Here is a 24,101-nt window from a genome sequence, read left to right as displayed (position 1 = left end):
TCGACCCCTACGACCAGGTGGCCGAGCAACGCCGCGTGGCATAGTCGGTCGGCGTCATGGCGAACCGTTTGGAGAAGGCGGTCGTGAAAGCCGCGCTGGTGGAGAAGCCGACCTGGCGGGCGACGTCGCCGACCGGCGTGCTCCGGGCAGCGAGCAGTTCCAAGGCCCGCATCATGCGCGCCTCGCGGACCAGGTCGCGCCACAGGATGCCGAGTTCCGCCTGACAGTGCCGCTGCAGCGTGCGGGCGGACAGGCCCGCCGCCGAGGCGACGTCGTCGAGCGGCGCGTCGTCGAGATGGTCGCGCAGGTAGAGCACGGCACGGCGCATCGGTTCCGACCGGACGGCCGGCAGCCACAGCATGCGCGTGTTGGCGAACCACTGCCCGCAGAGGCCGGACAAGGTGCGAAAGAACAGCCGCGCCGTACCGCCGCTCGCGACGTCCGGCGGCGCCCAGAGGGTCGCCTGCAGGAGCATCTCGCGCGCCAGCGGCGTCGCGGCCGTCGTCCAGCAACCGTGGTGGTCCCAGGTCGCGTCCGAGGGTTCGAGATGCGCCACGAGCAGCCTCGTCTTCGGGGCCGAGCGGAGCCTGAAGGCACGGTCGGCGGGCACGAAGATCAGGTGGCCGGCCACGATCAACCACCCCCCGGAGGCCCCCTCGACGTCGAGCTGCCCGCTTTCGACCAGGATCAGCTTGTGCATCCTGTCGCCGAGCGACGCCTCGTCGACGTCGGCCGTCACGGTCTCGGCGAAGGGCGCGGCGGCTTCGGCCGCCGACAGCAGGCGATCCGCGGAGGCGTCCGGCTGGAACGGCTTGGTGACCCTTTCGAGCCGGTCGCGAGTGCTGACGCTCAATAAATACTCCTTGCCACAGTTTCTTTTCTGCGACAGCTTCGGGCTTAGAACGAGGCGAGCCGGATCACAAGGCACGCCGACGAGGAAACGCCAATGGTCGCTGCGCTCGCACCGGGAGGTGTCGGACGGGCAGGAAACGCGCTCCTGTCGATCGCCGGGCTGTCGAGAGGCTTCGGGCTCGGTCGCGGCGACAGGGTCGCGGCGACAGGGTCGCGGCGGTCGGGCCGCGCGGCGCCGGCCAGGAAGCGATGGGCCGAGGCCCGATCGGCGCAACGCCCACCATCGGCACCGTGGCGATCTCGGGACGGCCGGCCTGCGGGGCACGGCCGTGGCTGCCGGCATCCTCGCGTGACGCTGCCGGTCGCGGTCGGCAACGCGGGCTCCTCGCGGCGGCGCCGTCGCCTGCGGCCCACGCGGAGCCAGCCGAGCGGCATCGGCAGTCCATGAGCACGATCCGGGGCGGCGCTCGACCGCCGGCCCGGCCGACAGACAAGGGAGGACCGACATGATCGCACGCATCTCGATGACACTTCTGACGACCGGCGCGAGCCTGCTGATGGGCCAGGCGGCGCGCGCCGACGCCGTTTCCGACGCCAAATCCTTCGTGGCCGCCATGTCGGCGCCCGCCGCGCCTTGGGCTGGCCCCACGTCGGGTCCGAAGGCGGTTCCGGGCAAGTCCATCGTCTACGTCTCGACCGACCAGAACAACGGCGGCGCGCGCGGCGTCGGCGAGGGCATCAAGGAAGCCGCCGACGCCATCGGCTGGACGTATCGCCAGCTCGACGGCCAGGGCTCGGTGTCGGGCCGCACGAGCGCGATGAGCCAGGCGATCGCGTCCAAGGCCGACGTCATCGTGCTCGGCGCCATCGACGCGACCGAACAGTCGAGCGCCATCGAGGACGCCGCCAAGCAGGGCATCGTGCTGATCGGCTGGCATGCGGTGGCGCATTCGGGGCCGGATCCGAAGCTGTCGCTCTTCACCAACATCACGACCGACCCGCTCGAAGTCGCCCGTGCCGCGGCGTCCCTGCCCTGCAGCGAGACGAACGGCAAGGCCGGCGTGGTGGTCTTCACCGACAGCACCTACGAGATCGCGGTCAAGAAGGCCCGCGCCATGGAGGCGCTGATCAAGCAGTGCGGCGACAGCAAGGTCCTGGCCTTCGTCGACACGCCCCTGGCCGAAGCCTCGACCCGGATGCCGCAGCTGACGACCTCGCTCCTGCAGAAGTACGGCAAGAGCTGGACGCACTCCCTCAGCATCAACGACCTCACCTTCGACTTCATGGCGCCCTCGCTCGGTTCGGCCGGGATCGAAGGGGACGGTGCCCCGCTCGCGGTCTCGGCCGGGGACGGCAGCGGCGCCGCGTTCCAGCGCATCCGCCAGAAGGAGTACCAGGAGGCCACCGTCGCCGAGCCGTTGCGCCTGCACGGCTGGCAGATCGTCGACGAGGCCAACCGCGCGCTGAACAAGCAGAAGGACAGCGGCTTCGTGGCGCCCGCCCATCTCTTCACCGCCGCCAACATCGGCTCGGACGGTGGCCCGCAGGACAAGTACGATCCGGATAACGGCTATGCCGCGATCTACAAGAAGATCTGGAAGGGCCAGTAGGAACGCCGCGGGTCCGGGTGCCGGGCCCGCACGCCACCACGATCGACTCCGTCGGAGGATGAGCCATGTCACAGGACCTGCCGACGCCCGACTACGCCCGCAACCTCAAGCTGGTCGGTCACTCCGACCAGGGGGGGCGGTCGGACGGCGTCCAACTCATGATCAACAAGGGCTACGCCATCACGGGCCACATGTTCTCCAAGGGGTTCAGCGTCATCGACGTGCGTGACCCGCGACGACCGAACCCCGTGGCCTACGTGCCGGCGCCACCCAACACCTGGAACATCCACCTGCAGAGCTTCGGCGACCTGCTGCTGGTGATCAACGCCAAGGACATGTTCGCCTCGGCCGAGTTCCAGGACGAGCGAAACTACTACACGGGCGCGCTCGGCGAGAAGGTGGGCACGGCGTCGAATGCGTCGGCGACGCGGGACTGGACGGCCGGCATGGCGGTGTACGACATCGCCGATCCGTCCCGCCCGCGGCAGATCGGCTTCATGCCGGTGGCGGGGGGCGGCATCCACCGGATCTGGTACGTCGGGGGGCGCTGGGCCTACGTGTCGGCCCTGCTCGACGGGTTCACCGACTACATCTTCATGACGGTCGACCTGTCGGATCCGACCAACCCGCGCGAGGGCGGCCGCGTCTGGCTGCCCGGGATGAACACGGCCGCAGGGGAAACGCCGACATGGCCTCCCGAGCGACGGTTCGGGCTGCACCACGCCACCGTCAGCGGGACCACGGCCTACGGCGCCTGGCGCGACGCCGGCCTCGTCGTCATCGACGTGGCGGACCCGACCGCGCCGACGCTGAAGCTCCACCACAACTGGTCTCCCCCCTTCAACGGCGGGACCCACAACTGCCTGCACCTTCCCGCCCGCGACCTGCTGGTGGTGGCGGACGAGGCCGTGCTCGACGACTACGAGGACGGCTTCAAGCCCATCTGGCTGTTCGACGTCCGCGATCCGATGAAGCCCATCAGCATCTCGACCTGCCCGGAGCCGAACGACGCGGACTATCGCCGCAAGGGCGGCCACTTCGGCCCGCACAACATCTACGAGAACCGGCCGGACGGCTTCGTCAGCGACCAGCGCCTCTTCGCCACGCAGCAGAACGCCGGCATCCGCGTCTACGACATCGGCAACGCCTTCCGGCCCGAGGAGATCGCCGCCTTCGTTCCCCCGCAACCCGCCCGGCTGATGGACCACCGCCCGAACAGGTCGCGGGTCATACAATCCTGCGACGTTTCCGTCGACAAGGACGGCCTCGTCTATGCCAACGACTACAACGGCGGGCTCTACATCCTGGAGATGACGGCGTGAGGCCGGCGGCCCCGGGGATCGTCGATCGGGTCAGCCGCCCGTGCGGAGGCCCCCGCCGAGCTCGTCGGGGCCGCCCGCGTGCCGCGGAGGGCCGGCGATACGTCCACGACGGTCGATGTCGTCCAGGCCGTAACCCAGCGACGGGGCGACGCGCCGGACGAGCGGCTCCCACGTCCTGCGCTCGGCACCATAGCGGTCGATTCCGTCCGGCCGCGCCGCGATGCCGGCACGCTCGAGCGTGTCGACGGCAGCGGCATAGCTTTGCCGGTCCCGCCCAGTTGCGGCGGCTTCGGCCCGCTTCGGAACGGTCGGGAAGTTCCGATCCAACGTTTCCAACAGCAGCAGGGTGCCCTGGCGCAGCGACATGACCGCCGCGGAACGCACGAGCGAGCCGTATTGCTGACGGTCGATTGCGGTGCCGATCAAGGTCGTCAGGTCGAGAAGCACGAAGCCGAAGCGGGACACGGCATAGGCCGGGTCCTCGAAGCGGAAGTAGAAGAGCAGCGGGTAGAAATGGTGGGCTTCCTTGGTGGCGGCCAGCGCCCGTGCGAGGTTGCCAAGCTCGCTGACGGCGGTGCTGCAATCCCCGCCGGGCATGAGCCGGGCCAGCATCTCGGCGGCATCGCCGGTACGGCCTGTCATGAGGTCGATGGTGAGTGCCAGCGCGTTGCGGTCGCGCAGCGACGAATAGACCTGGACGAGGTAGCTCAGCACCAGCGACAGGACTGACGTGCCGACGAGCGAATCCACCAGAAAGAGGATGCGGGTGCCGGTGGTGTGCGGTGAGTATTCGCCTCCACCGACGATCGAGAGGCTGTTGCCGGCCACGAGAAGCGCCGTGACGAAATCGGTCGGGGTGGCGCCGCTCGAGGGCCGGATCGCCGTGCCGAGTCCGGGCTGGACCATGAGCGCCGCCGCGACCGTGAGCCCGAGCGCCCAGAAGCCGATCAGCAGAACCACGATCAGGGGGCCGGCCAGCGACAGGACGGCGCCGCGGCGCCTGCCCGACAGCGTGGCCAGGGCGCGAAGCGACGCCCAGACCGCCCGGTTCCAGGAGGGCGCGAGCAGTCCCGTACCGGCGCGCGCGTAGAGAACGGTCAGCACGATGTCGGCGAGGACCAGCAGCATCAGCGCCGCCCCGACCGCCGGTTCAAGCGTCATGGGCGGCGCCTCGTCTCGATGTTGCGCTTGGGAAGGGACGAGCCCGGTGGCGAGCGGGCGAAACCGGGTTCGGCGCCTCGATCATCGCGGGCCTCCGGCATGGGCGTCCGGCGCGGCCGCGCTTCGGGCTTCGGCGGATCCGCTCCGGCTCGCCATCGAGAGCAGCCTCGGCGGCCCGAAGACGACGCACGGGCGGTCCCGAGGAGGCCAGTCCCGTGTCAGGATGCGGCGGGAAGGGCTTTGGCGACCGTGCCTTCCGCCCGGTAGTCCGGTGGGATCGTGAAGTCCTGGCGGGCGAGGCCACGGGAGGCCTGCGGCCCGCCGGGCAGGCCGCTGCGTCCGGAATAATCGCGACCGGAGCCCGGTCCGCGGCGGTGCACGGCCTTCGTTCCCGCATAGGCGGCGATGTCGAGCAGCGTGATGCCGGCGACGAGCGCCGTCGCCACCGCCGCGTTGCGGCGCTTCGGGTTGTCGGGAGTGAGGGCCGAGGACAGGGTCGCCAGATCGAGCGCGTCGCCGGCGATCCTGGATGCGAGGCCGGCGGACTTGTCCACCGACAGGGTCGGCAGCGCGCTCGCCAACTCCCGTGCGCCGTAGCCGCGGACGAGAGCCTCCTTGCCGTGGAGGCCGAGCGTCCGGACGATGCGTCCCGGTGCCACCAGTTCGGTGACGCCGAGACCGATGGAGAACCAGCCGAGCGCACGCGCCAGCCGGTCGGCGCCGGACAGCGAACTCGGACCTTTGCGCAGGACTTGGGGATCGCCTTCGGACCGCGTGGTCTGCGCCAGTTTGGCAATCGACATGGTGGCTCCTCGTCAGGGCTGAAGCATGACCTTGATGCAGCCGTCCGCCTTGTCGCGGAACGTCGTGTACATCTCCGGTCCTCGGGCCAGATCGACCTTGTGGGTGATGACGAACGAAGGGTCGATCTGGTCCCGCTCGATCCGGCGCAGGAGATCGCCCGTCCAGCGCGGCACGTGCGCCTGCGCCATGCGGAAGGTCAGGCCCTTGTTCATGGCCTGGCCCATCGGGATCTTGTCGTCCAGGCCGAGGTAGACGCCGATGATCGAGATCACGCCCGCGGGTCGGCACACGTAGATCATCTCGCGGAGCACGTGCGGGCGATCGGTCTCTCCCATCAGCATCTGCTTGGCCCGGTCGAGCACCGTGTCGGGCTGCCCGAGGCCGACATGGCTCTCGGTGCCGACCGCATCGATGCACTTGTGCGGGCCCTTTCCGCCGGTCAGCGCGTTCAACCGCTCGACGACGCTGTCCTGCTCGAAATCGATCGTGACGGCGCCCGCGGCCGCGGCCATCGAGAGCCGCTCCGGCAGATGGTCGATGGCGATCACCTGCTCGGCCCCGAGCAGGACGGCGGAACGGATCGCCATCTGGCCGACGGGGCCGCAGCCCCAGATCGCCACGATGTCGCCCGGCTGGATGTCGGCCTGGACGGCGGCCTGCCAGCCCGTCGGCAGGATGTCGGACAGGAACAGCAGCTTCTCGTCGTCGATGCCGTCCGGCACCTTGACGTGGGTCGTATCGGCGAAGGGGACGCGCAGATATTCCGCCTGTCCTCCCGGGTAGCCGCCGGTGAGATGGGTGTAGCCGAACAGGCCCGCGGTCGTATGGCCGAAGACCTTGTCGCCGAGTTCCTTCTTGCGATTGGTCTGTTCGCAGACGGAGAAGTTGCCACGACGGCATTGCTCGCATTCACCACAGACGATGGTGAAAGGGATGACGACGCGGTCGCCCTTCCTGAGCTTGCCCTTCGCCTGGCTACCGACCTCGACGACTTCGCCCATCGCTTCGTGACCCATGATGTCGCCCGGCATCATCGCGGGAATGAGGTTGTGGAAGAGGTGGAGATCGGAGCCGCAGATCGCGCAGCTCGTCACCTTGATGATGGCATCGCGGGGATGCTCGATCGTCGGATCGGACACCGTGTCACAGCGGATGTCCTCCTTGCCGTGCCAGACCAGGGCCTTCATGCGAGTCTCCTCGATGTGTCGGGAAACCCTAACCCTGCGCCGCCTCGGGCCGGGATACGGGCGATCCCTAAGTGACACTCCGCAGGACGCGAGGTCGGGTCGGGAAGCTCGGCAGCGCATTCCGGGAGGGTCGGCGGGATCCCCGGCTCGTCCACCGTCGGACGACCGGACGGACACGGCAGGCCCCGCCTCCGCCGCACCGGCCCGGGATCGCGGAACAAGGCCGGGCCCTGCCGGCGGCCCCGGGCGGCGGACAGGTCCTGGGGAACCTTCCCTAGGCGGTAATTTTTGGACGGACGTCGGCAGTTCGTTCAAGGAGGCTGGCATGGCGCCGAAGCATCCGCCCTCGGCCGGTCGCAAGGATTTTGCAGGAGCCGACCTGGCCGCCATGGCTGCGGCGGCGGTCCGCCAGGCACCGACCTTCGTCGGCCTGTGTGACCCGGAGCTTCGCCCCTGCTTCCTCAACGCCGCCGGCCGCGAGATGCTCGGGCTCGGCCCGGAGGTGGACATCGCCGCCTACGAGGTGCTCGACTTCTTCACTCCGGCCCACCGTCGGGTCGTCGAAACCGTCGGGCTCGCCAGCCTCTCACGCGAGGGGCGCTGGGAGGAGCAGTTGCGTTTCCGCCACTTCACCGACCCGTCCAGGGAGACCGAGGTGCGTTGGTCGGCCTTCGCCTTGCGCGACGCGAGCGGCCGCACGATCGGCGTGGCCGCCCTCGCCACCGCCATCTCGGCCTTCGATCCTGCCGAGCGGGCTTTGCACGGCCAGCAGATGCTGCTCACGTCGATCCTGGACAGCATTCCGCTCGGCATCGGCATCTACGATCGCAGCGGCGACCTCACCACATCCAACCAGCGCCTGCGCGATGCCATCGGTGTCGCCCGGCTCCCCTCACGCGGCGCGACGTCGCCACAACGCTGGAGCCTGTACGGTCCCGACCACCGGCCCATCCCGCCCGACCGCCATCCAGGCGCCCGCGCCTTGCGCGGCGAGGCCGTGACGCCGGGGATGGATGTCCTGTCCGGGGGGCGAAACGCTCCCGAGCGTTGGATGCGGATCAGTGCCGTCCCGTTCCGACACGGGGGCGACGAGGCGGACGGGGCCGTCGTGGTCGTCCAGGATGTGGATGACCTCAAGCGCGCCGCCGAACGTTTCGCGGCGGCCGGGGCGGAACTCGCCGGCCGGTCCCGCTTCTTCGAAGCGACGCTCTCCTCCATTCCCGATTTCGTCTACGCCTTCGACCGGCAGCGGCGCTTCGCCTATGCCAACCCTGCGATGCTGGCGCTGTTCGGGCTTTCTGCGGAACAGATGATCGGCAAGACCTTCGCCGACCTCGACTACCCTGCGGAGCTTGCCGATCGCCTCGATGGCCATATCGATCGCGTCCTGGGAAACGGCGCCACCGTCGAGGACGAGGTCTTCTTCCGCAGCCCGGGTGGCGAGGAGGCCTATTTCGCCTTCCTGTGGGGGCCCGTCTACGGGGAGGACGGCTCGGTCGAGTCGGTGGTCGGCGTATCGCGCAAGACGAGCGAGCGCCGCGCCTTCGAGGAACGGCTGAAGCGGGACGAGGCCCGCCTGCGCGCCGCGACCGAACTGGTCGGCCTCGGCATCTACTCCTGGGACCCCGCCACGGGTGCGCTCGACTGGGACGACCGCCTCCGGGCGATGTGGGGGCTGCCGTCCGGGGCGCCGGTCGACATGGAAGTCTACGAGGCGGGCATCCACCGTGACGACCTGGCCCGCGTTCGCTCGGCGATCGCCGCCTGCGTCGATCCGGAAGGAGACGGACGCTATTCCATCGAATACCGCGTCATCGGGCGGGACGATGGCCAGACCCGCCACGTCGCGACCTCGGGCCGAACCGTCTTCGACCATGGCCGCGCGGTCGGCTTCATCGGAGCCGCGATCGACGTCACCGCCCAACGCCGCACCGAGGCGGCGGTCCGGACGAGCGAGTCGCAGTTCCGAAGCTTCGCCGAACACAGCAGCAACCTGATCTGGATCGCCGATCCGGCGGTCGGCGACATCACCTACCGGAGCGCAGCTTTCGAACGGATCTGGGGGGTGGCGTCCGAGGAGGGGCCGGTCGCGCTCGAGGACTGGATGACGACCGTCCATCCGGACGACCGGGACCAGGTCGAACGGGCGCTCGACAGTGTCAAGACCGGAGAAGTCGCGCATTTCGAGTACCGCATCGTCCGACCCAGCGACGGCTCGATCCGCTGGCTGCGCGATACCAGCTTCCCGATCCGCGACGAGCACGGCACCGTGACGCGGATCGGCGGCATCACCGAAGACCTGACGCAAGACGACACCCGGCACGTGTATGTCGTCAGCGCGACGGTCGAAGAGGCGCGTCGGCTGACGGGCCTCGCGCGCAGCGCCGGCTATCGCACCCGGAGTTTCGATGGCGCCCGCGCGTTCCTCGACATCGCCCCCTTGCTGGCCCCCGGTTGCGTCCTCGTCGACCTTCGAAAGGCGAGGCAGGAGGGCCTCTCGGTCGCACGCGAGCTCAAGGCGCGGTCGATCACCCTGCCCACCATCGTGCTCGACGCGCCCGACGCCGAGGTCGCCTCCGCCGTGACCGCCATGAAGGCCGGCGCGCTCGACTACATCACGCTGTCGGACGAGAACACGCTCCGCACGGCACTCGCGACCGCCATCGCGGAATGTCAGGCCGGAGCACGTCCGGCGACGCGTGATGAAACCGCCGGCGCCCGCATCGCAAGGCTGACGCGGCGAGAGCGCGCCGTGCTGGTCGGTTTGATCGAGGGTGGGACCAACAAGACGATCGCCCAGGACCTCGGCATCAGCCCGCGAACCGTGGAGCTTCATCGCGCCCAGCTGATGAGCCGCTTGAACGCGACCAGCCTGACGGAGCTGCTGCAGATCGCTCTGCTGGCCGGCCTGTCACCGACGCAGACGGCCGGTCGGACGACGCGCAAAGCGACATAGGCCGTCGCAATCGCTCCGCGGACAGGCGTTCGGGCTTCGCGCGTGGGGAGCGACGAGCCCCCGCAGGCTATCGAGCGACTCCACCCGACGGCGATCTGCTGGTTCTCCGGCAGAGCACCGCCGTGGCGCCGGGATCGTGTCGCCGGCGACGCCATGGAGGCGGCCTGCGGTCGATCCTTAGGGACTCCCCGGATAGCGCGACGGCCGACTGCAGGACAGCTTTCCGGCAGAGCATCGGCCCCAGGCCGGGAGAACCGCCATGAGAACAGTCGTCTATGACGGACCCCGCGACGATGCCGCGCGATAGATCGGGCTCCGATCACCGATGATCGACCTCGGACGGGACAGCGTGGATTGTTTGGTGGTCGGCGGCGGTCCGGCGGGATTGGCCGCAGCGACCTATCTCGGTCGCTTCCACCTGTCCGCCGTGGTCTGCGACACCGGCGAGAGCCGGGCCGCCCGCATCCCGTGCACGCGAAACCAGCCGGGCTTTCCCGACGGCATCGCGGGCGCCGACCTTCTGCATCGCATGCGCCGACAGGCGAAGCGTTATGGGGTCCGTTTCGACGAGGCGCGTGTGACGACGCTGGTCCGAGAGGATGGCCGATTTCGCGCCGACACGAGCGGGCGTGACATCGTCACCTGTCGCGTGCTCCTGGCGACCGGATTGCACAATCGTCGGCCCCATATGGATCGTCGGCTTCATGACGAGGCCCTGGCGCAGGGCAGGATCCGCTATTGTCCCATCTGCGACGGCTATGAGGTGACGGGCAAACGGATCGCCGTCATCGGCACCGGCGCGCACGGCGTGAGGGAGGCGGAGTTCCTGCGCTCCTACAGCCCGCATGTCACCTTGGTGTGTGCCGACGGACCGCACCGCCTCGACCGGCTGGCGAGAGAACGGCTGACCGTCGCGGGGATCGAGTTTCTCGACGGTCCGGCGTCGCACTTCGTGCTTCGGCGGGACAGCATCGCCTTCCAGGCCGGCGACCTCTGGGTCCAGGTCGACAGTGTCTACCCGGCGCTCGGCTCGGACATCCGCTCCGAACTGGGGACGGCAGTGGGGGCCGCACGGACGCGTGAGGGCTGCCTGCAGGTCGATGCCCATCAACGCACGACCGTGCCCGGCCTCTATGCGGCCGGCGACGTCGTGTCCGGACTCGACCAGATCAGCGTCGCGGTCGGCCAAGCCGCGCTCGCCGCGACAGCGATGCGAAACGATCTCAGCGATGCGGGTGTCGCCCGACGCTGAACGGCTGCCAGGTCGGACCCGCCCAAGGACCGAGAGTCTCAAACCATAAGGATGCTCGTTTTGCCGGATCTTTCGCCTCTGTCGGTCATCAGCGAAAACCTCGAGCGCACAGCCGCCGCAAAGGAATCCACGCGGCAGCGGGTCGCCAGGAGCCGCGCCTTGTGCGCCGAGGGTGCCGAACACGCCCAGCGGACCGTGGAGATCATTCGAGCCTCTCTCGGCGTGCTGAGATCCCTTTCGACGCCGGTCGGGGACCCATGACGGGCGGAGCCGGCCAGGTGTGCAGCGCTCCTCAGCGGACATCCGGCCGGTCCTCCCCACCGCAGCGGTGATCCGGCCTTCCGGCGGCGGAGCGCTGGAGCCACGTCGCGTGGGGGTGGCGGGTGAGACAGGGCGCCGATGAGGCGCTCAGTGCCGCTGCGAAAACCCGCCCTACTTTCAGCACACCGACCGACATGGAGGGCGGAAAGCTCGACTTCGACAAGACCCGGCCCAGTCTGCCGCAGGCGGGTCAGAAGAAACCGGGAAAAAACCAGTCGAGTGCTGACCGGTCGAGTGCTGATGGGCTCGCGACGGGGCGCGTGAAGTCACGCGGCACCTTCGACGCGCGCGAAGACGACTGCGCGGTTCGCCTCGGCTGACGCGGTCCTCGGCACGAAGACGTGCCTGCTCGCCATCGCCACGGCTTGCGCCTGAGACATAAACGTCACGCAGCATCCTTAGAGCTCGTCAATTCTGTCTGACGGGAACGCCATGACCAGCTTCAGCACGCCACCGGATCTCGTCGCAGGCCAGAGTCTCGGCGGCAACGACACGGGCACGGTTGCGAGCGGCTCGTCCGTGACGGTGTCGGCCGGCACGGCGGTGACGGTCGCACTCGCGACCGCACCACCATCGCCCAACACCGGCGTCCAGATCACGAACTCGGGCACTATCAAGGACACCAACGCGGACGGGCGTGCGATCAATGCCTCGGGCACATCGACTGGCGTCCGCATCCTGCGGGTGACGAACGGCTCGGGGGCCGTCATCACGTCGACGGACGATGCCGTCCGGGTCAACAGCGACCTCGTGGCGGGAAGCACCGTCGCGGTCGTCAACGACGGCACGATATCGAGCACGGCCACCGGCAGCAGCGGCGGCCAGGGCATCGATTTCAATGCCATCACCACGGCCGGCAGCGCCGTCACGATCACCAACCGCGCGACGGGCAGCATCACCGCCGCGGACAACGACGCCGTGAGGCCGGGCCAGAACGGCGACGTGGAGAACTCCGGTCAGATCACCTCCGGCGCCGCGGCGACCCCGTCCAGCCAACCGAGCGCGGACGGCATCGATTTCCAGGACAACCACACGGGAACGGTCCACAATTTCGGGGGAGGTGCGGTCAGCGGCGCGCGGCACGGCATCGCCGGCGGCACGAACACCACGGTCAACGTCACCAATGACGCCAGGGCCACCATCATCGGCAGGAACGGATCCGGCGTGGGCCTCGACGGCTCGGGGAGCGTGGTCAACTCGGGAACCATCACCGGCACGATCGACACGACATCGGCGCGCGGAGACGGCGACGGTGTCGACATCGATCTCACCGCCGCCGTCACCAACTACGGCACGATCCAGGGCCTGGGAGCGAAGGGCAACGACTCCGGCGGGCGCACCAACGCGGGCGAAGGCTTGTCGCTCGGTGGCGGCACGGTCGCCAACTACGGGTCCATCCTGTCATCCGCGATGAACCCCGACGGCATCACGGCGAATACCGGTGGCGCCATCGTCGTGAACAACGACGCGAATGCCAACCGGAGCGGAAACGCGTCGACGACGATCACGAACTTCTTCGGCGCCAGCATCACGGGCGGCAACAACGACGCGATCCGCCTCGAGAACAAGGGCAGCGCGGCGCTCGACACCGACCAGATCACCAACTACGGCACGATCACGGGCAACGGGACGATCCCCGACCCGAATGGGACCGTGACCTACGTGGCGCCGGCTGGACAGCCGAATGCGGGGCAGACGGTCGCCGACCCGAACTCCGTCGGGACCTTGGACGGCGTGACTTACACCGGCACCGGCTCCGCCCGCTTCGTCCGCGGCGACGGCTCGGCCATCCAGATGGGTGAGGGGGCCGACACCCTCACCGATTACGGCACCATCGTCGGAAACACCGGACGCGCCGTCAACCTCGAGGGCGGCGACGACACGCTGAACCTCCACACGGGGTCGACGATCTCGGGACGGCTCGACGGCGGCGCCGGCACCGATACGCTGAACCTCCGCCTCGACGATCGAACCGGGGCCGACATCACGCGCGGGGCGAACAGCGGGTCGACGTCCGGCACGCTGTCCGATGTGATCGATTTCGAGGTGCTGAATGTCCAGGGTGGCATCTGGTCCGTCATCGACGCCCAGGCCTATTCGGGTGGCGCGACGATCGCATCGGGTGCCACGCTGCAGGTCGGCAACGATGCCGCGACAGGGTCGCTCGCCGCCGACATCGCCGACGGAGGCAGCCTCGTCTTCGACCGCGCCGATGCATCGCGCTACAGTGGCGTGATCACGGGCGCAGGCAGCCTGTCGAAGCGCGGCGCGGGTACGCTGGCGTTGACCGGAAGCAGCGCTGGCTTCTCCGGTGCCGTCACGTTGCGCGCCGGTGTGCTCGAACTCGCGCAGCTCGACTCGGCCGGCACAGGCGGCATCGCCTTCACGACCGGCGCGCAGACGCTGCGGCTCGACGTGAACGGAACCTATGCCAATGCCATCTCCGGCTTCTCGACCGACGGCGACGTCATCGACCTCGCGTCCCTGAACCCGGCCGGCGCGACCGCGCGCTACAACGGCACCACCCTGACGGTGACGAATGGGGCCGACACCGCCACGCTGACCCTCGCCCCAGCACCCTCGGGGTCTCACTACAGCGTGCAGGGCGACGGCGGCACCGGCACCGACGTGGTGCTGGTCGCGGCCCAGGCTGATCCCCCCGCCGCCTCGACCACGCCCAGCGCCGGCTCGGACAGCCTCACGGGTTCGTCCGGCAACGATACGATCGCGGGCCTTTCGGGGAACGACACGCTGAACGGGCTCGGCGGCGACGACCTCCTGCTCGGCAACCAGGGCGACGACCTCGTCACGGCCGGCGATGGGATGAACACCGTGGCGGGCGGCATGGGCCGCGACCGCATCGCGGTCGGCAACGGCTCCAACCTCATCTACGGCGGCGAGGGTGCCGACACGATCGCGGCCGGCAACGGGGCCAACACGATCGTCGGCGGCACGGGCAATGCCACGCTGGATGCCGACGACGGCGCCGACAGCATCACGGTCGGGTCGGGCAACGACCTGATCCTCGGCAACCAGGGCAACGACACGATCGCGCTCGGGGGCGGCGCCGACACGGCGCTCGGCGGCATGGGCGACGACCTCATCACGTCCTCGGGTATCGGCAACGACCTGCTACTTGGCGGCGAGGGGTCCGACACGATCATGGCCGGGAACGGCGCCGACACCATCGTGGGCGGGACGGGCAACGGCTCGTCGGACAGCCTCGACGGGGCCGACGAGATCACCTCGGGCTCGGGCAATGACCTCATCCTCGGCAACGGCGGCAACGACTCGGTCGGGGCCGGCGCGGGCAACGACACGGTGGTGGGCGGCTTCGGCGACGACGTCGTGCTGGGCAATCAGGGCAACGACGTCATCCTGGGCAACCAGGGCCGTGACACGCTGTTCGGCGGCCAGGGTGCCGACACGCTGGTGGGGGGCCAGGGCAACGACGTCCTCTACGGGAACGAGGGCGACGACGTGCTGTATGGCAACGAGGGGCTGAACACCTTCGTGTTCAACCCGGGCGACACGGGTTTCAGGTCGGCTCTCGGCACGGGCGACACGGTGATGGATTTCGCCACGGGCACGAGCCGCATCGACTTCGCGTCGGGCCCGGCCGGGAGCGCGACGAACTTCGGGGCGACCGCGACGACCGCGACCGACTTCGCCGCGATCCAAGCTCTGGGACAGACGCTGATCGACGGCGGAGACGCCTATGCCTTCGTGGCGGACGGGACGGACGGCTTCCTGTTCACCACCGGCGGCACGGGGACGGCCATGACGGACGCCGTGAAGCTGGTGGGGGCGGGGACGGCCTCGTCGCTGAAGTACCAGGACGTCGCCCACGGCGCCCTGGCCTGAGACGGCCGGGCGAGGCACGACAGGACGGTGCCTCGCCCGGTCGTCGCGCCGGGAGCGGAGCGCGGCGGCCTGCCGGCAGCCGGAACCCGGCAGGCTCGGGACGGTCTGCCCCGGAGCTCGCTCGCGCCGAAGCGGGATGGCGGCTCCTCACCCCGGTTCCGGCCTCCGCCAAGCCGACACTGACCCAAGCCGACGCTGACACAAGCCGGCGCTACGAGGCCGACAGGATCTTGTGCAGGCGCGCGATCCCGCCCGGAAGGCCGCGGATGTGCAGGATGCGACCGTCGGCATCGAAGTCCTCGGAGAGCACGCGCGCGTTCTCGTAGACGACGCCGAGCAGTCCCTGCTTGGCGTAAGGCAGCGTGAGCCGGTCCTCCACCATGGCGGCCTCGAAGAAGGCGATCACCGTCGCGCGCAGCGCCGCCACGTCGGCGGCAGAACTCGCCGACAGGAAGATCGCATCGGGGTGGTCGTCCGCCAGGACGGCCCGGCCGGCGTCGTCCACGCGATCCATCTTGTTCAACAGCAGCATCGACGGCACCGCGTCCGCGCCGATCTCGTGCAGGACAGAGCGGGTGACCTCGAGTTGCGCCGCGTAGGTCGGGTCGGAGGCGTCGACCACGTAGAGCAGCAACGATGCATCGAGCGCTTCGGCCAGCGTCGACCGGAACGAGGCGACGAGGTCGTGCGGGAGCTTCTTGATGAAGCCCACCGTGTCGGAGACGAGCACACGGGGAGAGGTTTCCGGCCGCAGCGCCCGCACGGTCGTGTCGAGCGTCGCGAAGAGCTGATCGGCCACAAGCACCTCGCTCCCCGTGAGGGCCCGCATCAGCGACGACTTGCCCGCGTTGGTGTATCCGACCAGCGCGACCCGCAACTGCTCGCCCCGCGCGGAGCGCCGCTGTTCGTCGTCGCGCTGGATCTCGTCGAGCTGCGCCTTGAGTTCGGCGCGGCGATCCCGGACCTTGCGGCGGTCGAGGTCGATGTTGGACTCGCCCGCGCCGACGCCGCGCTGCCGGCCGCCTCCCGTCGAGGACTCCCGGAGGCGCGGGACCACGTATTGCAGCCGGGCCATCTCCACCTGGAGCTTCGCTTCGCGGCTGCGCGCGTGGCGGTGGAAGATCTCCACGATCACGCCGGTGCGGTCGAGCACCTCGGCACCGGTCGCCCGCTCCAGGTTGCGCGCCTGGCTCGGCGAGATCTCGTGGTCGACGATCACGACGTCGGCCGATGGCGGCATGTCCGACCCCGGCGCGTCCGGCATGGACGCCGGCTCGGCGCCCTCGTCGAAGCGCTCTCGCGCTTTCGATCGCGTTGCGGTCGCCATCGTGCCGACCACGCCCGTGCCGCCGGTGAGCGCCGCCAGGTCGTGCAGCCGCCCCTTGCCCAGCACCGTCGCGCCATCGAGCGCTTCGCGTCGCTGCGACAGGGTGCCGACGACCTCGTAGCCCAGCGTCTTCACCAGGCGGCCGAGTTCCGCGATGCTGGCTGCATGGGCGGCGTCATCGACGCCGGGAAGCTGCACGCCGACGAGGATGGCGTGCGGGACGGGACGTTTGGTTTCCATGCGTCTGCGTAGCACGGGCGGACGATCTCTTCCCGCTCCCTGTCCGCCTCGCATCACGCCATCGACCCATCGCGGCGTCGGCCCGTCGCGCGGATCGGCTGCGGATCGACCGTGTTCGCCTGAATTTGCGCGTTTCAGGCAAAATCATTGACCTATCTGCACACAGCGATCAGTATTGTCGTGGAAGCGGCGAAAAACCGCCCAGGACGCGCAACGCTTTGCTCGGTGCGTGCAGAGGAGGACGTGGACTGTGCAGATCCCCATCAAACGGTCCATCGACCGCGTCCCCGGCGGCATGATGGTCGTGCCGCTCCTGGTCGGGGCCCTGATCGCCACCTTCCTCCCCGGCACGCCCCAGTTCTTCGGCTCGTTCACCTCGGCCCTGTTCAGCGGGGCGCTCACCATCCTCGCGGTGTTCTACGTGTGCATGGGCGCCAGCATCGAGTTTCGTGCCACGCCCTACATCCTGAAGAAAGGCGGCACGCTGTTCGTCGTGAAGACCGCCGTGGCGGTGGTGCTGGGCATCGTGTTCGGCCACCTGCTGGGCGAGGCGCCAGTGCCGTCCGGCGTCTTCGCCGGCGTGTCGACCCTCGCCATCGTGGCGGCCCTGAACGACACCAACGGCGGCCTCTACATGGCGCTGATGGGCCAGTACGGGCGCCCGCGCGACGTGGGCGCCTACACGATCATGTCGCTCGAATCCGGCCCGTTCCTCACCATGGTGACGCTGGGCGTCGCCGGCCTGTCGGCCTTCCCGTGGCAGACCCTGGTGGGCAGCATCCTGCCGCTCGCCGTCGGCATGGTGCTGGGCAACCTCGACCGCGACATGAAGGCGTTCCTCGGCCGCGCCATCCCGGTCATGATCCCGTTCTTCGCCTTCGCGCTGGGAACGGGCCTCAACCTCGGCCGCATCTGGCAGGCCGGCCTGCTCGGCCTCGGCCTCGGCGTCGCCGTGGTGGCGATCACCGGCATCCCCCTCTTCTTCGCCGACCGCGCCACGGGCGGCACCGGTGTGGCTGGCGTTGCGGCCGCCTCGACGGCCGGCAATGCCGCGGCGGTGCCGGCCATCGTCGCGGCCGCCAATCCCGCATACGCCGCGTCGGCGGCCTCGGCCACCGTGCTGGTCGCCGCCGCCGTGGTGGTGACCTCGATCCTCGTGCCGATCCTGACGGCCTGGACGGCCAAACGCTTCGGCGACCCCGTCGCGGAACCGACGACGGCCGTCGAAGCCCCCGAATGGGCGCATTGAGGTGGGGGTCGACTGGCTCGTCCTGGCCGACGACCTGACTGGCGCAGCCGATTGCGGGATCGCTTTCGCGCGGCGCGGTGTCCGGTCGGTCGTGGCCTGGGGCGACCACGCGCCCGCGGCCGACGGCCGCCGGGGCGTCCTGTCCTACGACGTCGGCAGCCGGGGACTGTCGGCGGACCACGCCGCGGAACGCCACCGAGGCCAGATCGACCGTCTCCTCGGCGCCTCGACGCCTCTGTTCAAGAAGATCGACAGCACCCTGCGCGGCCAGCCCGCCGCCGAGGTCGCCGCCTGCCTGGCAGGCCTGCGCGCGAGGGGCGGCCGTGGTTTCGGTGTCCTGGCACCGGCTTTCCCCGCCACCGGTCGGACCGTCATCGACGGACGCCTCCGCGTCGCGGGGCGTCCGCTCGAAGAGGCGGAGGTTTGGCGGCGCGACCACAGCTACGCGTCGGCGGATCTCGTCGCCGTGCTGGCGAGCGCCGGCGTGGTCGGCGAAGTCCTGCCCCTGGCGACGGTCAGGTCGGAGGGCGATGCCTTGCGGCGGACCCTGGCGTCGCTCGCCACCCGGGGCGACGTCGTGGCGGTCTGCGATGCGGAGGTGCAGGACGACCTCGCGCGCGTCGCCGCCGCCTGCGCGTCTTTGCCGACCGCGACGCTCCACGTCGGCAGCGCGGGCTTGGCCCACGCCCTGGCGGACCTGACGTGCGGAACGGAGCGCGATCCATCGCGGGACGTCGGGCCACGGGAGGCGGGCGTCCGGCACGGGGGGACCCTGCTGGTCGTCGGCACGCTCGCCGCGGTGTCGCGCCGAGCCGCGCGTCGCACCGTCGATGCCGGGCATGCCCGCCACGTGCCCGTCGCTCCGGCGCTCCTCCTGAACGATGCGGACGCCGCGGGACGAGCGGCGCTGGTCGACGTCCTGTCCCGGATCCTGTCCTCGGGAAACGACGCGATGGTCGAGGTGGCGGTCGACGACAGCCCCGACCTGTCCATCGGTCCCCGCCTCGCGACGGCGCTGGCCGACGTCCTGTTCCCGGTCCTGTCCCAGGCCGGCGCCCTGGTGGCGACCGGCGGCGAGACCGCCGCGGCGCTGCTGACCCGCTTCGGCGTCACCGGCATCCGCCTCCTCGATGAGATCGAACCCGGCGCCTGCCTGGGCTTGACCTTGGGGGCCGTCTCACTCCCCGTGGTCACCAAGGCCGGCGCCTTCGGTGACGAGGGCAGCCTGACCCGCATCGCCGAGCACCTGCGCAACCCCCGACAGAATGGACCGACGCCATGACCCGTCCGACGATCGCCATCACCATGGGGGATGCGTCCGGCATCGGCCCCGAGGTCATCATGAAGGCCCTGTCGCGGGCTGACGTCCAGGACCTGTGCCGGCCGCTCGTGGTCGGCGACGCGGAACGCCTGAGGACGGCCGGTCGCATCGTCGGCAGCCCTCTCAAGGTTAATGCCCTCGCCCGAGCGGAGGCGGCGCGGTTCGCTCCCGACACCGTCGAGTGCCTGGACCTCGACATCATCCCGAAGGACCACCCGTTCGGCGAGATCTCGACGCTGTCGGGCGAGGGCGCCTATCGCTTCATCGAGAAGGCGGTCGAGGTGGTCCAGGCGGGTCAGGCCGACGGGATCTGCACGGCGCCGCTCAGCAAGGAGGCGCTCCACGCCGCCGGCCACAGGTTCCCGGGGCACACCGAGTTGCTGGCGGCGCTCACCGGCACGCCGGAGGTGTCGATGATGCTGGTGTCGCCGAAGCTGCGCGTGATCCACGTCACGACCCACATCGGCCTCATCGACGCCATCGCCCGCATCGAGCCGGGCCTCGTCGAGAGGGTGATCGGACGCGCCCACGAGACCCTGGTGAAGGCCGGCATCGCCGAGCCCCGCATCGGGGTCTGCGGCATCAACCCCCACGCGGGCGAGAACGGCCTGTTCGGCCGCGGCGAGGAGGCGGAGAAGATCGCGCCCGCCGTCGAGGCCTGTCGGGCCCGGGGCTGGGACGTGAGGGGCCCGCTGCCCGCCGACACCCTGTTCTTCCTCGCGGCCCGGGGCGACTACGACATCGTGGTCGCCATGTACCACGACCAGGGGCACGGCCCCATCAAGGTGCTGGGCCTCGAATCCGGCGTGAACATCACGGTCGGCCTGCCGGTGATCCGCACCTCGGTCGACCACGGCACGGCCTTCGACATCGCCGGCCGGGGCATCGCCGACGAGGGCAGCATGGTGGAAGCCCTCCGCCAGGCCGTCGACCTGGCTCCTCGGCGCGCGGCCGCCTGACGCGGGCCGGACGCCATGGCGAACGCGAGCCGCCGCGCCCTCCTGCTCGACCTGCTGCGCCGGGGCGAGGTCGACGTCGACGACGTGGCGAAGCGCTTCGACGTCTCGGCCTCCACGGTCCGGCGCGACCTTCGCCACCTGGCGGAGGCGGAGGGCGTCACGCGGACCTATGGCGGGGCCGTGCTGACGAGGCCCGCCGACGAGCAGAGCCTCCGGCAACGCGAGACCGTGAACGGCCCCCAGAAGGAGGCGATCGCCCGGGCGGCCCTGGCCTGTCTCGCCGATGACGACAGCCTCATCCTAGATGCGGGGTCGACCGTCGCCGCACTCGCCCGCCTGCTGGTCGACCGACGCCATCGCGTGGTCACGAACAGCCTCATCCTCGTGCCGATGCTGGCCGAGGCGCCGGGCATCCATCTGACCGTGCTGGGCGGCGCGGTCCGGACGACCAGCGCGAGCACCTCGGGGCACCAGGCCGTCGAGGCGATGCGGCGGGTGACGGCCGACAAGCTGTTCACCGGTGCCGACGGCGTCGTGGCCGGTCGCGGGCTCTGCGAGGCCAGCCCCGAGCAGGCGGCGCTGAAGGAGACCATGATGGCCCAGGCCCGGGACGTCTACGTCCTGGCCGATGCGTCGAAGATCGCGCGGGCGAGCCAGCAGCACTGGGCCCCGCTGCCTCCGCGCTGGACGCTGGTCACGGATGCGGCGGCCGACCAGGACCAGTGCAGCGCATTCGCCGCCGAAGGGGCTCGGATCATCCTGGCCGAGGTCTGCTGAGCGCAGTCGGGTGGTGGGACCGGTGCGGCGTTGTCCCGGACGGGGCACGCCGGCCAAGCCGAAGCGGCACCGCCGCGGGCGATGCGCGGCGGTCCTCGACAATCCCCGGACAGGTCCGACGGCGTGGGCTCAGCCGTTCCGCGCCCGGCCGGCAGGAACACGGTTGCCCCGGGGTCCCTTCAGGACCGACGTGTTGCCGCGGTCCTCCGCCACCAGTGTGCGCCAGCGATCCAGGCGTTTGGCATCGAGGGTCCCGTTCGCGACGGCAGCGCGGACGGCACACCCCGGCTCGTGCAGGTGCGTGCAGTCGGAGAACCTGCACGAGGGGGCCAGCTCGGTGATCTCGGCGAACAGGACCTCGATCCCATGGGCCGTATCGCCGACATTGAGCGTCCGCATCCCTGGGGTGTCGATGACCCATCCTCCGCCCGCGATGGCGTGGAGCGAGCGGGCGGTGGTGGTGTGACGCCCCTTGTCGTCGCGTGACCTGACGCTTCCGGTGAGTTGGGGACGCTCGTCCTCGCCGCCTGTCAGCGTGTTGACCAGCGTCGACTTGCCGACACCCGACGACCCGACCAGCGCGACGGTCTTCCCGGGGCCGCACCACGGGGCGAGCACGTCGAGCGCGCCGGGCGAGCGGGGATCCAGCGTCAGGACGGTCAGATCACGCTTCAGGGCGGCGGCCTGGCGACGGTGGAGGTCCGTGTCCGTGGCGGCCTCGCCCTTGGTGAACAGGATGACGGGGTCGATGCCGCCCTGGATGGCGAGGGCCAGGTAACGCTCCAGCCGGTCGAGGTTGAAGTCCGCGTTGTGCGACGTGACGATGAAGAGCGTGTCGACGTTGGCGGCCGCGAGTTGCGGCGCGGCGGCACCCGGAACGTGGCGCTCCATCACCGTCCTTCGAACCAGCCGGCGGACCAGGGTGTCGGTCCGTGGATCGACGAGGACCCAGTCGCCGACCGCGAACCTGCCGGTGTCGGTCAGGGGCGGGATCTTCAGCCTGACGGGTCCGGTCTCGGACAGGCCCGTCAGGCGTGCACGGTGGACTTCGGCGATGCGCCGGGGTTCCAGGCCGACCTCGTCCGGGACGCGCTGGTCCTCGAAGAACGTGCTCCAGCCCAACCCCCGAGGGTCCCGAGGGGCGATGGCGCGCACGTCGTCATGGTGCTCCGTCATGATCCGCGACGCGTCATATCGTTCCCCTTCTCGACAAGGATGCAATCCACCGCCGCTCGAACCCGTTCCAGCTTCGAGCCGACGCGTCGACGCGCAGGTCGACGGGGTCGCGGAGCGTGTTCGCCACTGACGACCGGAGGACGGCGTTGTCCACCGGCGATTTCAGCCCCGCAGGGGCACGCCGGCCCCGATGGCGACCGCGACGGTGACGGCATCCCGCGCTCCACCGCGTCCGCCTGAATGCCGGCCGCCGGGCAGGCGCCCCGGGGCCGCGCGCGGCATCGCGGATGGGTGCGGCTCCCGGTCCTCGTTCGACAGCGTGTCGCCCGGATCTCGCGCGGCGGCGCTCGGGGGAGATGCGGGTCGCGCGGCGTGGAGCCGTTCGGCGAGGTCGCCGGCGTCCATTTACATCCCCTTTCGGCCGACATAGCCTCGGCCGACGAGCCCGCGGTAGACGGGCCGAGGTGAGGGAGGATCAGGCTCCATGATCAAGCTGCATCGTCTGTGTGCGCCCGCTATGGTTGCCTTGGTTCCCTTCGCCGCCCAGGCTGCCGAACCGATCAAGATCGGCGTCATCGCCGAGAACTCAGCGATCAGCGGCATCGCTATTCCCAATGCCGCCCAGATCGCCGCGGACGAGATCAACGCCGCAGGCGGCATCGACGGGCGCAAGGTCGAGATCGTGGCCTACGACGACCACAACTCGGCCGCCGATGCCGTCCGGGCGCTGCAGCGGCTGGCGTCGCAGGACAAGGTGCAGGCCGTGATCGCCTCCTACACGAGCGAGGTCGCGCTCGCGCTCGAGCCCTGGGCCGGGCGGCTGAAGATGCCGACCATCACGCCCGGGGCCGCCTCGGACGAGATCACCAAGCGCGTCCACGACGACTATGCCCATCTGAAATACATGTTCCAGGGCTACTTCGCGTCGAGCTTCCTGGCACAATCGGTGTGCGACTCCGCCAAGGACCTGCTGGTGGACGGCCCCCTGCACGTCAAGACGGCGGCGATCTTCTCGGAGGACGCCGCCTGGACGGTGCCGCTGGACGCCACCTACGCGGCCTGCCTGCCCAAGATCGGCGTGAACGTGCTGGACACGATCCGCATGTCACCGGACACGACCGACTTCACGCCCATCTACAACGGCCTCGAGGCCAAGAAGCCGGACGTCCTCATAGCCGGGATCAGCCACGTCGGCGTCCAGCCCACGGTGCAATGGGCCAACCAGCAGGTGCCGATTCCCATCTACGGCGTCGTCTCGCAGGCGACGTCGACCACCTTCTGGAACGACACCAACGGCGCCGCCGACGGCGTCGTGCTGCAGAACATGGCGACCGAGACGGTCGCCACCACGCCCAAGACCGTGCCGTTCGCGCAGAGCTACATCAAGCGTTACGGCATCTCGCCCGCCTATCCCGGCTACACGACCTACGACGCCGTCTACTACATCGCGGAAGCGGTGAAGCGCGCCGGCTCGGACGAGGGCGACAAGGTCGTCGAAGCCCTGGAGAAGACGGATTGGACCGGGACGGTCGGCCAGATCAAGTTCTACGGCAAGGACGACAGCCACACCCACGGCATGGTCTACGGGCCCCAGGCCGTGAGCGGCCTCTTCGTCCAGTGGCAGGCCGGCAAGCAGGTCGCGGTCTGGCCCAAGGCCGTCGCCGGCGGCAACGCCCTCAAGTTCCCGGCCTTCGTCAAGGCTGCGGCGCCGTGAGGCCTCGGG

General features: G+C 70.0%; 17 protein-coding genes. 11 read left to right on the top strand and 6 right to left on the bottom strand.

From position 1 onward, the window contains the following. Nucleotides 1–7 precede the first annotated feature (7 nt). Complete coding sequence (locus D3272_RS27175) at nt 8–853, bottom strand: helix-turn-helix transcriptional regulator (protein ID WP_165361216.1); 846 nt, start codon at nt 851–853, stop codon at nt 8–10. Nucleotides 854–1,358: 505 nt separating this feature from the next. Between D3272_RS27175 and D3272_RS04610 the strand changes: the two genes are divergently transcribed. Continuing rightward, complete coding sequence (locus D3272_RS04610) at nt 1,359–2,462, top strand: substrate-binding domain-containing protein (protein ID WP_129217978.1); 1,104 nt, start codon at nt 1,359–1,361, stop codon at nt 2,460–2,462. Nucleotides 2,463–2,527: 65 nt separating this feature from the next. After that, entirely contained in the window at nt 2,528–3,784 is a 1,257-nt protein-coding gene (locus D3272_RS04605) for an LVIVD repeat-containing protein (RefSeq protein ID WP_129217977.1), read from the top strand. Between the two features lie 30 nt (nt 3,785–3,814). Here the strand turns inward: D3272_RS04605 and D3272_RS04600 are convergent, their stop codons facing one another. From D3272_RS04600 to D3272_RS04590, 3 genes are all read right to left on the bottom strand, one after another. Beyond that, entirely contained in the window at nt 3,815–4,945 is a 1,131-nt protein-coding gene (locus tag D3272_RS04600) for a two pore domain potassium channel family protein (RefSeq protein ID WP_207210124.1), read from the bottom strand. Nucleotides 4,946–5,163: 218 nt separating this feature from the next. Beyond that, complete coding sequence (locus tag D3272_RS04595) at nt 5,164–5,748, bottom strand: hypothetical protein (RefSeq protein WP_129217976.1); 585 nt, start codon at nt 5,746–5,748, stop codon at nt 5,164–5,166. A 12-nt stretch (nt 5,749–5,760) separates the two neighbouring features. After that, the gene (locus D3272_RS04590) at nt 5,761–6,936 is read right to left on the bottom strand and encodes a zinc-dependent alcohol dehydrogenase (protein WP_129217975.1); all 1,176 of its coding nucleotides are present in this window, start codon (nt 6,934–6,936) and stop codon (nt 5,761–5,763) included. Between D3272_RS04590 and D3272_RS04585 the strand changes: the two genes are divergently transcribed. From D3272_RS04585 to D3272_RS04570, 4 genes are all read left to right on the top strand, one after another. Next, nucleotides 6,848–9,892: a PAS domain S-box protein gene (locus tag D3272_RS04585; RefSeq protein WP_129217974.1), complete on the top strand. Its 3,045-nt coding sequence runs from the start codon at nt 6,848–6,850 to the stop codon at nt 9,890–9,892. The genes D3272_RS04590 and D3272_RS04585 overlap by 89 nt on opposite strands. Before the next feature lie 325 nt (nt 9,893–10,217). Continuing rightward, nucleotides 10,218–11,144 (top strand): NAD(P)/FAD-dependent oxidoreductase, encoded by a 927-nt coding sequence (locus D3272_RS04580; RefSeq protein WP_129217973.1) that lies wholly within the window; start codon nt 10,218–10,220, stop codon nt 11,142–11,144. Between the two features lie 383 nt (nt 11,145–11,527). After that, nucleotides 11,528–11,785, top strand: coding sequence for a hypothetical protein (locus D3272_RS04575; RefSeq protein WP_129217972.1), 258 nt, complete (start codon nt 11,528–11,530; stop codon nt 11,783–11,785). Between the two features lie 112 nt (nt 11,786–11,897). Further along, nucleotides 11,898–15,329, top strand: a complete 3,432-nt coding sequence (locus D3272_RS04570; protein WP_129217971.1) for a beta strand repeat-containing protein — start codon at nt 11,898–11,900, stop codon at nt 15,327–15,329. Between the two features lie 211 nt (nt 15,330–15,540). On the opposite strand, the gene hflX is transcribed toward D3272_RS04570, so the two are convergent. Then, nucleotides 15,541–16,911 carry a GTPase HflX gene (gene hflX, locus D3272_RS04565; RefSeq protein ID WP_245496384.1) on the bottom strand — a complete coding sequence of 457 codons (1,371 nt, stop codon included), beginning with the start codon at nt 16,909–16,911 and terminating at the stop codon, nt 15,541–15,543. A 235-nt stretch (nt 16,912–17,146) separates the two neighbouring features. Between hflX and D3272_RS04560 the strand changes: the two genes are divergently transcribed. From D3272_RS04560 to D3272_RS04545, 4 genes are read left to right on the top strand one after another with little or no spacing between them, the layout of a single operon-like run. Beyond that, nucleotides 17,147–18,145, top strand: coding sequence for a 2-keto-3-deoxygluconate permease (locus D3272_RS04560; protein ID WP_129217970.1), 999 nt, complete (start codon nt 17,147–17,149; stop codon nt 18,143–18,145). Nucleotide 18,146: 1 nt separating this feature from the next. Beyond that, nucleotides 18,147–19,427, top strand: a complete 1,281-nt coding sequence (locus D3272_RS04555; protein ID WP_129217969.1) for a four-carbon acid sugar kinase family protein — start codon at nt 18,147–18,149, stop codon at nt 19,425–19,427. Next, nucleotides 19,424–20,425, top strand: coding sequence for a 4-hydroxythreonine-4-phosphate dehydrogenase PdxA (gene pdxA, locus D3272_RS04550; protein WP_129217968.1), 1,002 nt, complete (start codon nt 19,424–19,426; stop codon nt 20,423–20,425). The genes D3272_RS04555 and pdxA overlap by 4 nt, the downstream gene beginning before the upstream one ends. Before the next feature lie 15 nt (nt 20,426–20,440). After that, nucleotides 20,441–21,202, top strand: coding sequence for a DeoR/GlpR family DNA-binding transcription regulator (locus tag D3272_RS04545; protein ID WP_129217967.1), 762 nt, complete (start codon nt 20,441–20,443; stop codon nt 21,200–21,202). A gap of 129 nt (nt 21,203–21,331) precedes the next feature. Here the strand turns inward: D3272_RS04545 and rsgA are convergent, their stop codons facing one another. Continuing rightward, nucleotides 21,332–22,378: a ribosome small subunit-dependent GTPase A gene (rsgA, locus tag D3272_RS04540; RefSeq protein ID WP_129217966.1), complete on the bottom strand. Its 1,047-nt coding sequence runs from the start codon at nt 22,376–22,378 to the stop codon at nt 21,332–21,334. A gap of 517 nt (nt 22,379–22,895) precedes the next feature. On the opposite strand from rsgA, the gene D3272_RS04535 reads away from it, so the two are divergent. Beyond that, nucleotides 22,896–24,092 (top strand): ABC transporter substrate-binding protein, encoded by a 1,197-nt coding sequence (locus tag D3272_RS04535; protein ID WP_245496383.1) that lies wholly within the window; start codon nt 22,896–22,898, stop codon nt 24,090–24,092. Nucleotides 24,093–24,101 lie beyond the last annotated feature (9 nt).

Origin of the sequence: Lichenibacterium ramalinae, from assembly GCF_004137085.1 — a bacterium.
In the GTDB taxonomy this organism is placed as follows: Bacteria; Pseudomonadota; Alphaproteobacteria; order Rhizobiales; family Beijerinckiaceae; genus Lichenihabitans; species Lichenihabitans ramalinae.
This window is presented reverse-complemented; position numbering and strand designations above follow the sequence as displayed.

Bases quoted from the DNA above. Each gene is read 5' to 3' on its own strand.
- D3272_RS04585 (WP_129217974.1), top strand. From the start codon at position 6,848: ATGATGGCATCGCGGGGATGCTCGATCGTCGGATCGGACACCGTGTCA.
- rsgA (WP_129217966.1), bottom strand. From the start codon at position 22,378: ATGACGGAGCACCATGACGACGTGCGCGCCATCGCCCCTCGGGACCCT.
- D3272_RS04590 (WP_129217975.1), bottom strand. From the start codon at position 6,936: ATGAAGGCCCTGGTCTGGCACGGCAAGGAGGACATCCGCTGTGACACG.
- pdxA (WP_129217968.1), top strand. From the start codon at position 19,424: ATGACCCGTCCGACGATCGCCATCACCATGGGGGATGCGTCCGGCATC.
- D3272_RS04605 (WP_129217977.1), top strand. From the start codon at position 2,528: ATGTCACAGGACCTGCCGACGCCCGACTACGCCCGCAACCTCAAGCTG.
- D3272_RS04600 (WP_207210124.1), bottom strand. From the start codon at position 4,945: ATGACGCTTGAACCGGCGGTCGGGGCGGCGCTGATGCTGCTGGTCCTC.
- D3272_RS04610 (WP_129217978.1), top strand. From the start codon at position 1,359: ATGATCGCACGCATCTCGATGACACTTCTGACGACCGGCGCGAGCCTG.
- D3272_RS04595 (WP_129217976.1), bottom strand. From the start codon at position 5,748: ATGTCGATTGCCAAACTGGCGCAGACCACGCGGTCCGAAGGCGATCCC.
- D3272_RS04535 (WP_245496383.1), top strand. From the start codon at position 22,896: ATGGTTGCCTTGGTTCCCTTCGCCGCCCAGGCTGCCGAACCGATCAAG.
- D3272_RS04570 (WP_129217971.1), top strand. From the start codon at position 11,898: ATGACCAGCTTCAGCACGCCACCGGATCTCGTCGCAGGCCAGAGTCTC.
- D3272_RS04545 (WP_129217967.1), top strand. From the start codon at position 20,441: ATGGCGAACGCGAGCCGCCGCGCCCTCCTGCTCGACCTGCTGCGCCGG.
- D3272_RS04580 (WP_129217973.1), top strand. From the start codon at position 10,218: ATGATCGACCTCGGACGGGACAGCGTGGATTGTTTGGTGGTCGGCGGC.